Raw genomic sequence first — 14,346 nt, 5'->3', positions numbered from 1 at the left:
GCGGCGGGCAAGGGAGTCTCCGTTCGGTCAGGCCAGGACGGTGCGGACGCCCGCGTCGCGCAGAGCGTCGAGGGTGTGCGGGCCGCCCGGGTGGGTGGCCGGGTCGGCGGCGGCGTGGTCGGTGACGAAGACCTCCACCGCGCCGAGCGGAGCGACCTGGCTGAACGCCCGGACGCCGAGCTTCGTCGCGTCCGCGACGGCCAGTGTCCGGGCGGACTGGGCGAGGCCCGCCTGTTTGACGGCGGCGTCGTCGAGGCTGAACTCCGACCAGCCGTGCTCGGCGTGGACGCCGCCGATGGACATCACGAACACGTCGAAGGCCAGCGCCTCCAGTGTCCGCAGCGCGAGCGGGCCGACGAGCGACCGCTCGCCGGGGCGGGAGCGCCCGCCGACGACCAGCAGGTCGATGCCGGGCCGGTCGGCGAGCTGCGCGGCCGCCTGCAGGCTCAGTACCGCGACGGTCAGCGGCGCGCGCTCGGCCAGGTGCTCGGCGACGTGGACCGTCGTCGTCCCGGCGTCCAGCAGGACGCGTGACCCCGGCTCGACGAGTGCGGCGACGGCCGCGCCGAGGCGGTCCTTCGTGGCGGCCTGCCACGACTCGCGTGCGGTGAACCCCGCCTCCTCCTCCCGCGCCCGCGTCGCCACGGCGGCCCCGTGCACGCGCCGCACCAGCCCTTGCCGCTCCAACGCGTCCAGGTCCCGGCGGACGGTCATCTCCGACACCCCGAGGCGCTGGGAGAGCTCCGACACGGAGACCCGGCCGGAGCCCTGCACCAGGCGCAGGGTCAGGTCCAGACGATTGGCGACACCCATGCCCGATATCTAACACCATGATGTTCGAATGAACAAGACCATGGTGGATGGCGCTACTAGTTGACCCGAGACTAGTTGCAGTGCAACTATTGAGAGGTCGGCAGGCCATCGCCCGCCGAACGGAGCGAGCCCGGGAAGGGGCCGTCACCATGAGCGTCGCGTGCAGAGCCAGGCAGAGAACGCAGAGAGCGCAGAGACCGTCGTCACCGACCAGCCCGCCGTACCCGTGCTCTGGGTGGTCGCGTCCGCCGGGTCCCGGGTCACCGCCTTCGTGCTCGACATGGTGGTGATGGTCGTGCCGTTGATGCTGCTGTCCTTCGTGCCGGCCGTGCGGACCCGGTTCGATGTCAACTCCGCCCTCGTCGACGGCGTGGTCTGGTCCCTCTACTACGCGGTGATGCTCGCGGTGCGCGGTCGCACCGTCGGCATGGCGGCGGTGGGTCTGCGGGTCGTGCCGCTCGCGCAGTACACCGGAGCGGCGGCGCGGGACGGACTGACCGTGCGCCAGGCGTGCGTGCGCACACTGGTGTTCCTGCTGCCCGTGATCCCGGGCGGTGCGCTGCGCTTCGGGTGGGCGGTCGTCGACTGCGCCTTCGCGCTCGGCGGCCCGTACCGTCAGGCGCTGCACGACAGGCTCGCGGGAACCGTCGTGGTCCACGAGGGCGACTACTGAGCAGGGCGACAACGACAGGCGACAACGACAGGGGGGCTCATGACGATGGAACTCGCCGCCGGAGGCGGCAGCGGGGTGGGCGGCTACAGCGTCGGATGGCTGACGCTGTCGCTGATCAACGCGGGGCTCGCGCAGGGCAAGGGCCGTTCCGGGCTGAACTGGTGGCTGATCTCGCTGCTGCTCGGACCGGTCGCGACGCTGCTGATCGTGGTCCGGCCCCGGCTCGAGACGCCGATGGTCCAGCTCCTCGCCGAGCACGCGGTGGCCGACGCCGAGGACTGAGCAGCCCCACCGCGCGGCGCGCGCCGCCGACGTCCGGGCCGGTTCGGGTGTTCGATGGACGTAGGGTCGGGGAGGATCGTGTGCGGAGGCCCACGGGATGCCACGGCAGGCCCGGGGACGGCGGCAGCGGCGCGGAGGCGAGTGGCGTTGGAGACGGAGCGCGGCGGGGCGCGGCGGAGCAGTCCGGTCGGACGGCTGGTGCGGCGCGGGTTCACCGACCCCGAGGCGGCCGCCCTGCGGCTCGCGGAACCCGCGCTGGCCGCACACGCCGCCGACAGCGTGCTGCTGGACGCGCTCGCCGCCACCGCCGATCCCGACCAGGCACTCAAGGGCCTGGCCGGACTCGTCGAGGCCTGCGCCGACGACGCCGAGCGGCACACCCTGCTGGACACCCTCACCACCGCCAAGCCGCTGCGCGACCGCCTTCTGGGCGTGCTCGGCGCCAGCGCCGCGCTGGGGGAGCACCTGGCCCGGCACCCGCACGACTGGCACGAGCTGGTCACCTTCGAACTGCACGACATCCACCCCGGGCCCGAGGAGTTCGTCCGCCGCCTCTACCGGCACATCTGGGAGGAGCAGCCCGGCATCCCCCGGGCGGACGCGCTGCGCACCGGCTATCGCCGGCTGCTGCTCAGCATCGCCGCCCGCGACCTCACCGGCACCGCCGACCTCGGGCAGACCGCCGCCGAGCTCGCCGACCTCGCCGGGGCGACCCTGCAGGCCGCGCTCGACGTCGCCGCCGAGGAGGACCCGGACGCCGCGCGTGCCTGCCGGCTCGCCGTTGTCGCCATGGGCAAGTGCGGCGGACGGGAGCTCAACTACGTCTCCGACGTGGACGTCGTCTTCGTCTCCGAGCCGCGGGAGGACGCCGACCCCGACGTCGCGCTGAAGGCCGCCACCCGCCTCGCCGCCCGGATGATGCGGCTCTGCTCCGACAGCACCCGCGAGGGCACCATCTGGCAGGTCGACGCGAACCTGCGCCCCGAGGGCAAGAACGGGCCGCTGGTCCGCACCCTCGCCAGCCACCTCGCCTACTACCAGCGCTGGGCCAAGACCTGGGAGTTCCAGGCCCTGCTCAAGGCCCGTCCGGTCGCGGGCGACGCCGAGCTGGGCCGGCAGTACCTCGACGCCGTCAGCCCGATGGTCTGGCAGGCGTCCCAGCGCGAGAACTTCGTGCAGGACGTGCAGCAGATGCGCCGCCGCGTCATCGAGGCGATCCCGGCGGGCGAGGTCGAGCGCGAGCTCAAGCTCGGCCCCGGCGGGCTGCGCGACGTGGAGTTCTCCGTCCAACTGCTCCAGCTCGTCCACGGCCGCACCGACGACACCCTGCGCAGCGCCACCACGCTGACCGCCCTCGCGGACCTCTCCGCCGGCGGCTACGTCGGCCGCGCCGACGCCGCCGCACTCGACAGCGCCTACCGATTCCTGCGCACGCTGGAGCACCGGATCCAGCTGTTCCAGCTGCGCCGCACCCATCTCGTCCCGACGGGGGAGCAGGACCTGCGCCGCCTCGGCCGCTCCCTCGGCCTGCGCGCCGATCCCCAGGCCGAACTGCTCGCCGAGTGGAAGCGGCACGGCCGCGAGGTGCGGCGCCTGCACGAGAAGCTCTTCTACCGCCCGCTGCTCGACGCCGTCGCCCATCTGGACCTGGAGGAGGCCGGGCTGACGACCCGCCTCGACGGCACCGCGCTCAGCGCGGAGGCCGCCCAGGCGCGCCTCGCGGCGCTCGGCTACCGGGCCCCCGCCGACGCCTTCCGGCACCTCCAGGCGCTCGCCAACGGCGTCAGCCGCCGCGCCGCGCTGCAGCGCACCCTGCTGCCGGTGATGCTCGGCTGGTTCGCCGAGTCCGCCGACCCCGACGCAGGCCTGCTGGGCTTCCGCAAGGTCTCCGACAGCCTCGGCTCCACGCCCTGGTACCTGCGCCTGCTGCGCGACGAGGGCGCGGCGGCGGAGAACCTCGCCCGCATCCTCTCCTCCGGCCGCCTCGCCCCGGACCTGCTGCTGCGCGCCCCCGAGTCGGTCGCGTTGCTCGGCGACTCCGACGGGCTCGTCCCGCGCTCCCCGCAGATGCTCGACCGCGAGGTCGCCTCCGCCGTGGGCCGCGCCGACGACGCGGCGGCGGCCGTCGCGGCGGCCCGCTCGGTGCGGCGCCGGGAGCTGTTCCGCACGGCTGCCGCGGACGTGCTGGGCCGTCTGGGTGACACCCCCGCCGATTCCGTGGAAGCGGCCGGACTGGCGCTGACCGGCCTCAACCGCGCGACCCTGGCGGGCGCACTGGCCGCGTGCGTCGCGGCGGCCGAGGCGGCGGCAGGGGAACCGCTGCCCACGCGGCTCTCCGTCATCGCCATGGGCCGCTTCGGCGGCCACGAGCTCGGCTACGGCTCGGACGCGGACGTCCTGTTCGTCCACGACCCCCTCCCGGGCGCCGCCGAGACCAAGGCGAGCAACGCCGCACGCGGCGTCTTCGAGGAGCTGCGCCGCCTGCTCCAGCTGCCCTCGACCGAGCCGCCCCTGGTCGTCGACGCGGATCTGCGGCCCGAGGGCCGCCAGGGGCCGTTGGTGCGCACCATCGCCTCGTACGCGGCCTACTACCGCCGCTGGTCCCACACGTGGGAGAGCCAGGCCCTGCTCCGCGCCAAGCCGGTCGCCGGCGACACGGCGCTGGGGGAGGAGTTCGTGACGCTGATCGACCCGATGCGGTACCCGTCGGCCGGGCTGGACGCGGCCGAGCTGCGGGAGATCCGCAGGATCAAGGCGCGCGTGGAGGCCGAGCGGCTGCCGCGCGGCGCGGACCCGACCACGCACACGAAGATGGGCCGCGGCGGGCTCGCGGACGTCGAGTGGGCGGTGCAGCTGCTCCAGTTGCAGCACGGCCACGCGGTCGCCGGACTGCGCACGACGCGCACGCTGCGCGCGCTGGGCGCGGCGGTGGAGGCGCGTCTGCTGGACGCGGACGCGGCGGAGGCGCTCTCGGCGGCGTGGGTGCAGGCGACGCGGGTGCGCAACGCGGTGATGCTGGTGCGGGGGCGCGCGGGCGACAGCTTCCCCGCGGAGCCGCGGGAGCTGGCGGGCGTGGCCCGCTACCTCGGCTACGGCGCGGGCCACGCGGGCGAGATGGTGGACGACTACCGCAGGACGGCCCGCCTGGCCCGCGAGGTCATGGAGCACGTCGTCTACGGCGAGTAGTCGCACTCACCTCAGGGGCCAGCGCGCCCGGGGCGGGCAACCGGCCGGCTCAGCGGGCGGCACCCACCGGCTCGGGCTGGGGTTCCGGGAGGGGCGCCGGCGCGGGCGCGGACTTCGGGAAGCTGTAGGGCCAGCGGCGGTACACCAGGCGCGCCGTGCCCAGGCCGATGAGGGTGCAGCAGGCACCCGCGATCGCGTCCATGAAGAAGTGGTTGGCCGTCGCCACGATCACCACCAGCGTGGTGAGCGGGTAGATCACGCCCAGGATCCGCACCCACGTGCGCTTGGCCAGGAAGAAGATGGTGATGCCGCACCAGAGCGACCAGCCGATGTGCATCGACGGCATCGCCGCGAACTGGTTGGACACGTGGGCCATGTCGCCCGAGGCCATCGAACCCCAGGTGTGGTGCTTCTCGACGGTGTCGATGAAACCGCCGTCCACCATGAGCCGGGGTGGCGCCAGGGGATAGAAGTAGTACCCGAACAAGGCGAACCCGGTCGTCACGAAAAGTGACAGGCGAGCCGCCGCATAACGCCCGGAATGGGCGCGGAACAGCCATACCAGTACCGCGATCGTCACGATGAAGTGCAACGTGGCGTAGTCGTAGTTCAGGCCGGTGATCAGCCATGAGACGGAGTCGAACGCATGGTTGACGTAACGCTCCACATCGATGTGGAGCATGCCTTCCAGCGCCCAGATGTCATGCGCATTCCGTTGGGCGCGCGCCTCCATCTCGGGGACCGCGTTGCGGACCATCGAGTAGATCCAGTAGCTGACTGCGATGAGCAGCAGCTCGATCCACAGGCGGGGGCGACCCGGAGAACGGAAGTGTCCGCGCACCGACCAGAGCAGGTGGCCCAGGGGCCTCCTGTTACTGGTGCGTGCTCCTGTTGCCTTCCCCATGGGTGAGTAGTCTGCCATGTGGCCTGGGCTCTCCTGATCACCCTCTGGTCTGGGATTCCACGAACGAAATACCCCTCAGGTCCTAGTGGAGCAAAAACCCGGAGCCGCCGCCCGGTGGGGACGACGGCTCCGGCCGTGGTTACTTTCTGTTATTTCCAGATGTCATTGAGGGTGACGGCGCCGGAGGGGCCCGTCGTGTAGGCGCGGTTCGTGCCCGACTCCCAGGTCACGTCGCCCGCCGCGTCGATGACGATGTACTTGTACTCGAAGTATGTGTTCGGGGCGATGCTGACGGTCTTCGACCAAACGGGGTAATTGGCCGACGAGAGCGGGATCGCCTTGGTGGGATCCCAGAAGCCGAGCGCGTCGATGCTGCCGACCACGTAGATGTCCTGACCGGTGACGGTCGACCTGTTCTCGTCGAAGGTCACGCCGACGGGGCTGGTCGCGGTCACGTTCCAGGTGTCGCCGAGGGTCGCCGCGCCGGTACCCGTGGTGGCCGTCCGGTTGGCGCCGGACTCCCAGGTGATGGTGCCGTCGGGGTCCTTCTTGAGGTACTTGTACTGGAAGGCCGTGTTGGAGGGCAGCGAGACCGTCGCGGCCCAGACCGGGTAGGCCGCGGAGGAGAGCGGGACGGCGTTCGCGGCGTTCCAGTTGCCGAGCGCCGGCAGCGAGCCGACGACGTAGACGTTCTGGCCGTACCAGGTGGTGGTGTTCGCGTCGAAGGTCTCGCTCACCGTCGTCGCGGAGCCGTTGTAGCCGTCCGTCAGCGTCGCGGTGGCGCCGGAGCCGGTGGTGGCGGCGTGGTTGGCGCCCGGTTCCCAGGTGACGTTCCCCGAGGAGTCCTTCTCGACGTACTTGTACTGGATCGCGGTCGACTGCGGCAGGTTCACCGTGATCGTCCAGGTCGAGCCGGACTGCGTCATCGGCAGCGCGGAGGCGGGCGCCCAGTTGCCGAGACCGGAGACGGAGCCGACCAGGTACATCGGCGCGCTGCTCGGCGCACCGCTGACGGTGAAGGTCTCCGCGACGCTCCCGGCCGGCGCGGTCGCGGTGGCACTCGCGCTGGCCGACGGGGAAGCGGACGCCGACGCCGACGCCGACGCCGACGCCGAGGCCGAGGCCGAGGCGGACGCGCTCGCCGAGGCGGAGGGAGAGGCCGACGCCGTCGCGCCGGAGGAGCTCAGCGCGTACAGCGCCACCGCGTCCTTCGCCGCGACCGAGACGGTCGCGTTGCCGCTGCCGTCCACGGTGACCGTCGGGCCGGAGCAGGAGCTGGTCGACGCCGTGTAGTCGCCGTGGATGACGTCGCAGTAGGTGCCGGCGGCGAGGCCGGTCTGGAACGTCCTGGTCTGCGTGGAGCTCTCGTTGTTGATCGCGATCCACGCCTTGCCGCCGCGTGAGAAGGCGATCAGGTTGGAGCCGTCGTCGTACCAGTTGGCCACCGCGGCGCCGGCGGCCGCGTTGTGCCAGCCGACCATGTTGGCCACGCCCTGGATCCGGTCGGTGCAGTACCAGCCGTTGTTGCAGTCGGTGTTGGTGACGTAGCCGCCCGCGTCGGCCGGGGGCGAGTCGTCGGAGCTGTTCCAGGTGAAGCCGGAGTAGACGGACGGCTGCACGCCGTAGCCCCAGGCCAGCGTGAACTCGTTGGCGAGGGTGAAGGTGGCGCCGTTCTTGTAGCTGAGCGTGCTGCCGTTGCGCTCGGTGTCGTGGTTGGTCACCATCGCGCCGTCGGAGGCGCTCGGCTCCAGGCCCCAGGACTGGCCGAAGGTCTTCAGGTTGGCGATGTTGCCGGTGAACTGGTTCTTCAGGTTGTCGGCGTAGTCGAAGCCGATGACGCTGCCGTTGCTCTCGAACGCGGCCGGGGCGAGGTTGCCGCTGCTGCCGGGGTAGACCTCCTGCAGCACGTAGGGGCGCTGCCCCCAGAGCGTGTTGGTCAGCCGGGACTCGATGTTGGCCATGTCGGCCTGGTTGATGTGCTTGGCGGAGTCGACCCGGAAGCCGTCGACGCCGTAGCCGATCAGCTTGTTGAGGTAGCCGGCGATCTTCGACCGGACGTCGTCGGTCTCGGTGTACAGGTCGGCCAGGTTCTCCAGGTCGCACTCCTGGACCTGGGTCTGGTTGTTCCAGTCGTTGATCGAGAGGCTGGAGTTGGGGCAGTTGTTCGGGTAGCTGTGGAAGTCGGCGGAGGTGTACGGCACCTGGCTGTAGCTGCGCGAGGAGACGTTGAAGCTGTCGCCGCCGTAGGAGTCGGTGCTGGTCTGGTCGGTGCCCGACATGTGGTTGATGACGGTGTCGACGTAGACCTTGACGCCCGCGTCGTGGCAGGTGGTCACCATGGCCTGGAACTGGGCCTCGGTGCCCATCCGGCTGTTGAGGTCGTATCCGACGGGCTGGTAGATCTCCCACCAGGGGTGGCTGCCCGACAGTCTGATGGAGTCCTGCGGCGGGGCCACCTGGACGGCTCCGTAGCCCTTGGGGCCGAGGACGTTGGTGCACTCCGTGGCCACCGAGGGCCAGTTCCACATGAAGAGGTTGGCGGTCACGTCGCCACCGTTGGGCGCACTGGCCTGGGCGGCTGCGCTGCTCAGCGCGAGTGGCACCACGGTGCCGGCGGCGAGCAGCGCGCCTGAGGCGAACAAGGCACGCAGACGGCCGGATTGATGCGGCATCAGGATCTCCGGGTGGGAGAGGGTGGGTGGGTGAACAGGACGGCGCCGACGAGCGTGCTCCCGGTGATTCCTGAGCGTCAAGGCATTGGTGGAAACTTTTTCAGCATCTTGCTGAAACATCTTGCGGCAAGGTGGGGTCACCAGTAGGTTCTGGCTCGCCCCACGACCTGACCGACGAGGCGCCCCAGGGAGACAGACGCGTGGCCATCAGACCTGAGCGATCACGATGGAGAAGCCTGCTTGTCACGGTCGCGCTGCTGAGCCCGGCCGTCGTGGGACTGAGCCCGGCGGCCGCCGCCACGGCCACGGCCGTCCCGCTGCCGCCCGCGCCCTCCGACGCCAAGCTCGCCGCCACCCCCGACCGGCACGGTCTGAGCAAGGAGCAGTTCTACTTCGTGCTCCCGGACCGCTTCGCCAACGGTGACACGTCCAACGACACCGGCGGCATCACCGGCACCCGCCTGGACAACGGCTACGACCCGACCGATTCTGGCTTCTACCACGGCGGCGACCTCGCCGGGATCATCCAGAAGCTCTCCTACATCAAGAAGCTCGGCACCACCGCCATCTGGATGGCGCCGATCTTCAAGAACAAGCCCGTCCAGGGCACCGGCAGCAACGCCTCGGCCGGCTACCACGGCTACTGGATCACCGACTTCACCCAGGTCGACCCGCACTTCGGCACCAACGCCCAGCTCAAGGAGCTGATCCAGAAGGCCCACGCGATGGGCATGAAGGTCTTCTTCGACGTCATCACCAACCACACCGCCGACGTCATCGACTACGCCGAGAAGACCTACGACTACCGCTCCATCGGCGCCTACCCGACCCTCGACGCCAACGGCCGCCCGGTCGACACCACCGCGATCGCGAACGACAACGCGGCCAACGGCACGGCGAACTACCCCGAGCTGACCAAGAACTCCTTCCCCTACACCCCGGTGTTCGACAACCCCGGCGACGCGACCGCCAAGAGCCCCGCCTGGCTCAACGACGTGACGCTCTACCACAACCGGGGCAACACCACCTTCGTCGGCGAGAACGCCACCGAGGGCGACTTCTCCGGCCTGGACGACCTCGACACCCAGAACCCCCGCGTGGTCGCGGGCATGGAGAAGATCTACGAGAACTGGGTCAAGCAGGACGACGTCGACGGCTTCCGCATCGACACCGTCAAGAACGTCAACATGGCGTTCTGGCAGCAGTGGGCGCCCGCGCTGCAGAAGTACGCCGAGCAGCAGGGCAACAAGAAGTTCTTCATGTTCGGCGAGGTCTACGACACCGACACCAGTGTCAACTCGTCCTACGTGACGCAGGGCAAGCTGGACGCCGCCCTCGGCTTCCCGTTCCAGAACGCCGCCCGCCTCTACGCCTCGCAGGGCGGCTCGGCGCAGCTGCTCGCAACGCTCTACGCGGACGACTACAAGTACGCCTCCGCGAGCAGTGACGCGTACGAGCAGCCGACCTTCCTCGGCAACCACGACATGGGCCGCATCGGGTACTTCCTGAAGACCGACAACCCGAACGCGAGCGACGCCGAGCTGCTGAAGAAGGACCTGCTGGCGCAGCAGCTGCTCTTCCTGACGCGTGGCCAGCCGGTCGTCTACTACGGCGACGAGCAGGGCTTCACCGGCCTCGGCGGCGACAAGGCCGGGCGGCAGGACATGTTCGCCTCCAAGGTCGCCGAGTACAACACCGACGCCGTCATCGGCGGCCCGAGCGGTTCGGCCGACCGGTACTCCACCGACGTGCCCGTCTACCAGGCGATCGCCCAGCTGGCCGCGCTGCGCAAGGCCAACCCGGCGCTTACGATCGGCGCCCAGGTCGAGCGCTACGCCGCGAACGGCCCCGGCGTCTACGCCTTCTCCCGCATCGACGCCAAGCAGCAGGTCGAGTACCTGGTCGCGGTCAACAACGCCACCACCGACCAGACCGTGAGCGTGCCGACGTACGACGCCGGTATGGGCTTCACGCCCATCTACGGCAGCGGCCAGGCCCACGCCGTCAGCGGCGCCGACAGCAAGCTCAGCCTCACCGTGCCGGCCGAGTCGGCCGTGGTCTACAAGGCCGACGCCCGCATCGGCGCCCCGAGCGCCGCGCCGGCGGTCACGCTGACCACCCCGGCCGACGGCTCCTCGGGCACGGTCACCGTCAAGGCCGACGTCACCGGCGGCGGCTTCAACCGCGTCGTCTTCGCCGCCTCGGTCGGCACCGGCGCCTGGAAGGTGCTCGGCAGCGCCGACCACGCCCCCTACGCCGTCACCCAGGACCTCAGCCGCGTCCCGGCCGGAACGACCGTGCGCTACAAGGCTGTCGTCGTCGACAACACCGGCCGCACCGCCGACGCGACCGGCACCACGCTGGTGGCGGCCGTCCCGCCCGCGCCCAAGCCGACCGCCGTCTCGCGTGGTTACGCCGTGGTCCACTACCACCGCGCCGACGGGAACTACACCGGCTGGAACCTCTACGCCTGGGGCGACCTCGCCGACGGCGAGAGCACCACCTGGCCCGACGGGCACCCGTTCGTCGGCCGCGACGCCTTCGGCGCCTTCGCCTACGTGAAGTTGAAGCAGGGCGCGAGCAACGTCGGCTTCATCATCGAGAACAACGGCATCAAGGACACCGCGGCCGACCGGGCCATCGACCTCTCGCAGACCGGCGAGGTCTGGGTGAACTCCGGCGACCTCACCACCTACACGACCGACCCCGGCGCCGCGGACACCGTCCCGGCCGGGCAGGTGATCGTCCACTACCACCGCGCCGACGGCGGCTACGCCGGCTGGGGCATGCACGTGTGGACCGGCGCCGCCAACCCGACCGACTGGACCGCCCCGTTGCAGCCGTCGGGCACCGACGCCTTCGGCGACGTGTTCACCGTGCCGCTCGCGAGCGGAGCGACCTCGCTCAGCTACATCCTCCACAACGGCGACACCAAGGACCTGCCCGACGACCAGTCGCTGGTCTTCGGCCAGAACGGCCGCGAGGTGTGGATCCTGAACGCCACGCCCGGCTACCTGCTGCCCGAGGCCTCCGCCTCCGCCGCGGACATCGACCTGACCAAGTCCAAGGCGCAGTTCGTCGACGGCACCACCGTCGCGGTGCCCGCCAACTGGGGCTTCGGCGCCACCGTCCCGAACGGCTCCTCCGCCGAGCTGGTCTACTCGCCGACCGGTGCCCTCTCCGTCCAGAACGGCGACACCACCGACCCCGGCTACTGGCTGCGCCTGCTGCCCGTCAGCGGCGGCCTGACCGCCGCGCAGCTGGCCAAGCACCCGGAGCTCAAGGGCTACGCCGCCTTCACCGTCGACCCGCGCGACGTCAGGCGGATCCCGCTCGCGCTGCGGTCGCAGCTGATCATGACCGAGCGCGAGGCGAACGGCGCCCTGCTGGCCGGCACGGGCGTGCAGCTGCCGGGCGCGCTCGACGCCATCTACGGAGCCGCGGCGAGCAAGGCGCCGCTGGGACCGGTCTACGGCAAGGACGGTACCCCGACGCTCAACGTCTGGGCGCCGACCGCGCAGCAGGTCAGCCTGGAGCTGTACGACTCCGCGACGGCCACCACGCCGCGGGTCATCCCGATGCGGCGGCAGAACGCCAGCGGTGTCTGGACGGTGGCCGGGACGAAGGCGTGGACCGGCATGTACTACCTCTACCGGGTCACCGTCTGGGCGCCCAGCGTCCAGAAGCTGGTGACCAATCACGTCACCGACCCGTACTCGGTCTCGCTGTCCACCGACTCCAAGCTGAGCCAGATCGTCGACCTCGGCGCCACCTCGCTCGATCCGGAGGGGTGGCAGCAGGACCACTCGCCGAAGGCGATCAGCGCCTCGCAGCAGGAGATCCAGGAGCTGCACGTCCGCGACTTCTCCGTCGCCGACGCGACCGTCCCGGCGAGTGAGCGCGGCACCTACGTCGCCTTCACCGACCTGAACTCGGCCGGCATGAAGCACCTGGCGCAGCTCGCCAGGCAGGGCCTGACCACCGTCCACATCATGCCGAGCTTCGACTTCTCCTCCGTGCCCGAGGCGAAGAGCGAACAGACCACCCCCGCCTGCGACCTGGCCTCGTACGCGGCCAACTCCGACCAGCAGCAGGCCTGCGTCGGCAAGCAGGCGTCCACCGACGCCTACAACTGGGGCTACGACCCGCTGCACTACGACGTCCCGGAAGGCTCCTACAGCACCGACCCGAACGGCAGCGCCCGCATCGTCCAGTTCCGCGCCATGGTCGCGGCGCTGCACAGGATCGGCCTGCGGGTGGTCATGGACGTCGTCTACAACCACACCGCCGCCTCCGGCGAGAACGCCGCCAGCGTGCTGGACCAGATCGTCCCCGGCTACTACCAGCGGCTCTCCGCCGACGGCGCCGTGACGACCGACTCCTGCTGCGCGGACACCGCCCCCGAACACGCCCTGATGAACCGCCTGGTCGTCGACTCGACGAAGCTCTGGGCCACCCAGTACCACGTCGACGGTTTCCGCTTCGACCTGATGGGCCTGGACCCGAAGTCCACCATGCTCGACGTCAAGGCGGGTCTGGCGGCCACCGGGCGCCACGCGTTCCTCTACGGCGAGGGCTGGAACTTCGGGGTCGTCGCGAACGACGCCCGCTTCGTCCAGGCCACCCAGGCCAACATGGCCGGGACCGGCATCGCCACCTTCAACGACCGCCTGCGCGACGCGGTCCGCGGGGGCGGCCCCTTCGACACCGACCCGCACACCCAGGGCTTCGCCTCCGGCCTGTACACCGCGCCCAACGGCGACGCGGTCAACGGCAGCGCGGCAGACCAGAAGGCGCGGCTGCTGAACGAGATGGACCAGATCAAGGTCGGCCTGACCGGCAACCTGGCCGCCTACTCGTTCACCGACAGCGCGGGCAAGTCCGTCACCGGATCGGAGATCGACTACAACGGCTCCCCGGCCGGATACACCGCCGCGCCCGGTGAGGCGATCACCTACGTCGACGCGCACGACAACCTCGACCTGTACGACGCCCTCGCCTACAAGCTCCCGGCCGGCACCCCCATGGCCGACCGGGTCAGAATGCAGGCCCTGGCGCTGGCCACCACCGAGCTCTCCCAGGGCCCCGGCTTCTCCGTGGCCGGCTCGGACCTGCTGCGCAGCAAGTCGCTGGACGCCAACTCCTACGACAGCGGCGACTGGTTCAACGCGATCCAGTGGCAGTGCGCAGGCGGCAACGGCTTCGGCCGGGGCCTGCCCGCGGCCGGCTCCAACTCCGGCTTCTGGCCCTGGGCCACGCCGCTGCTGGCGGACCCCTCCCTGGTCGCCGGCTGCTCGGCGCAGCAGGACGCGACGGCGCTGTACCAGCAGTTCCTGCGGATCAAGGCCTCCACGCCGCTCTTCTCCCTCGGCACGGCGGCCGCCGTCCAGCAGCGGGTCGGCTTCCCGCTGTCCGGCACGGCCGGGGAGCTTCCCGGTGTGATCACCCTGCACCTGGACGGCACCGGCCTGCCCACCTACAAGTCCGTCACGGTCGTCTTCAACGCGACCCCGACCGCCCAGCAGCAGACCCTCACGGGCCTGATCGGCACCGCCCAGCACCTGGACCCGGTCCAGGCCCAGGGCTCCGACCCGGTCGTGAAGACCGCGTCCTTCGACCCCGCCACCGGCACCTTCACCATCCCCGCGAGGACCGTGGCGGTCTACGTCCAGAGTTGAGCGACGTAGAACACCGCTGAGGGGCGGCTCCCGGTACCTGACTCCGGGAGCCGCCCCTCAGGCATTTCCCAGCGGACACACAGTTCCCCGGCTTCCGAGGTGGTGCAACGTCCCAATCTGGGTAGGTACGTGGGGTGC

General features: G+C 70.8%; 7 protein-coding genes. 4 read left to right on the top strand and 3 right to left on the bottom strand.

Annotated features, from left to right (window positions below):
• Window positions 1-27: 27 nt before the first annotated feature.
• Window positions 28-813 carry a DeoR/GlpR family DNA-binding transcription regulator gene (locus tag ABH931_RS28020; RefSeq protein ID WP_370118989.1) on the bottom strand — a complete coding sequence of 262 codons (786 nt, stop codon included), beginning with the start codon at window positions 811-813 and terminating at the stop codon, window positions 28-30.
• Window positions 814-973: 160 nt separating this feature from the next.
• Between ABH931_RS28020 and ABH931_RS28015 the strand changes: the two genes are divergently transcribed.
• The 3 genes from ABH931_RS28015 (at window position 974) to ABH931_RS28005 (ending at window position 4,954) form a co-directional block, all read left to right on the top strand.
• Complete coding sequence (locus ABH931_RS28015) at window positions 974-1,486, top strand: RDD family protein (protein ID WP_370118987.1); 513 nt, start codon at window positions 974-976, stop codon at window positions 1,484-1,486.
• A 39-nt stretch (window positions 1,487-1,525) separates the two neighbouring features.
• Window positions 1,526-1,768: a hypothetical protein gene (locus ABH931_RS28010; RefSeq protein ID WP_370118984.1), complete on the top strand. Its 243-nt coding sequence runs from the start codon at window positions 1,526-1,528 to the stop codon at window positions 1,766-1,768.
• Between the two features lie 141 nt (window positions 1,769-1,909).
• Window positions 1,910-4,954 carry a bifunctional [glutamine synthetase] adenylyltransferase/[glutamine synthetase]-adenylyl-L-tyrosine phosphorylase gene (locus tag ABH931_RS28005; protein WP_370118981.1) on the top strand — a complete coding sequence of 1,015 codons (3,045 nt, stop codon included), beginning with the start codon at window positions 1,910-1,912 and terminating at the stop codon, window positions 4,952-4,954.
• 49 nt (window positions 4,955-5,003) lie between these two features.
• On the opposite strand, the gene ABH931_RS28000 is transcribed toward ABH931_RS28005, so the two are convergent.
• Complete coding sequence (locus tag ABH931_RS28000) at window positions 5,004-5,876, bottom strand: phosphatase PAP2 family protein (RefSeq protein WP_370118978.1); 873 nt, start codon at window positions 5,874-5,876, stop codon at window positions 5,004-5,006.
• Window positions 5,877-6,007: 131 nt separating this feature from the next.
• Window positions 6,008-8,530 carry a carbohydrate-binding module family 20 domain-containing protein gene (locus ABH931_RS27995; protein ID WP_370118975.1) on the bottom strand — a complete coding sequence of 841 codons (2,523 nt, stop codon included), beginning with the start codon at window positions 8,528-8,530 and terminating at the stop codon, window positions 6,008-6,010.
• A gap of 272 nt (window positions 8,531-8,802) precedes the next feature.
• Between ABH931_RS27995 and pulA the strand changes: the two genes are divergently transcribed.
• Entirely contained in the window at window positions 8,803-14,208 is a 5,406-nt protein-coding gene (pulA, locus tag ABH931_RS27990; RefSeq protein WP_370118972.1) for a pullulanase-type alpha-1,6-glucosidase, read from the top strand.
• The last annotated feature ends 138 nt before the right edge of the window (window positions 14,209-14,346 follow it).

It is taken from the genome of Streptacidiphilus sp. MAP12-33 (genome assembly GCF_041261265.1).
Taxonomy (GTDB): Bacteria; Actinomycetota; Actinomycetes; order Streptomycetales; family Streptomycetaceae; genus Streptacidiphilus.
This window is presented reverse-complemented; position numbering and strand designations above follow the sequence as displayed.

What these genes read in the sequence shown, in the direction of transcription:
- ABH931_RS27995 (WP_370118975.1), bottom strand. Translation starts at nt 8,530, where the DNA reads ATGCCGCATCAATCCGGCCGTCTGCGTGCCTTGTTCGCCTCAGGCGCG.
- ABH931_RS28020 (WP_370118989.1), bottom strand. Translation starts at nt 813, where the DNA reads ATGGGTGTCGCCAATCGTCTGGACCTGACCCTGCGCCTGGTGCAGGGC.
- ABH931_RS28010 (WP_370118984.1), top strand. Translation starts at nt 1,526, where the DNA reads ATGACGATGGAACTCGCCGCCGGAGGCGGCAGCGGGGTGGGCGGCTAC.
- ABH931_RS28000 (WP_370118978.1), bottom strand. Translation starts at nt 5,876, where the DNA reads ATGGCAGACTACTCACCCATGGGGAAGGCAACAGGAGCACGCACCAGT.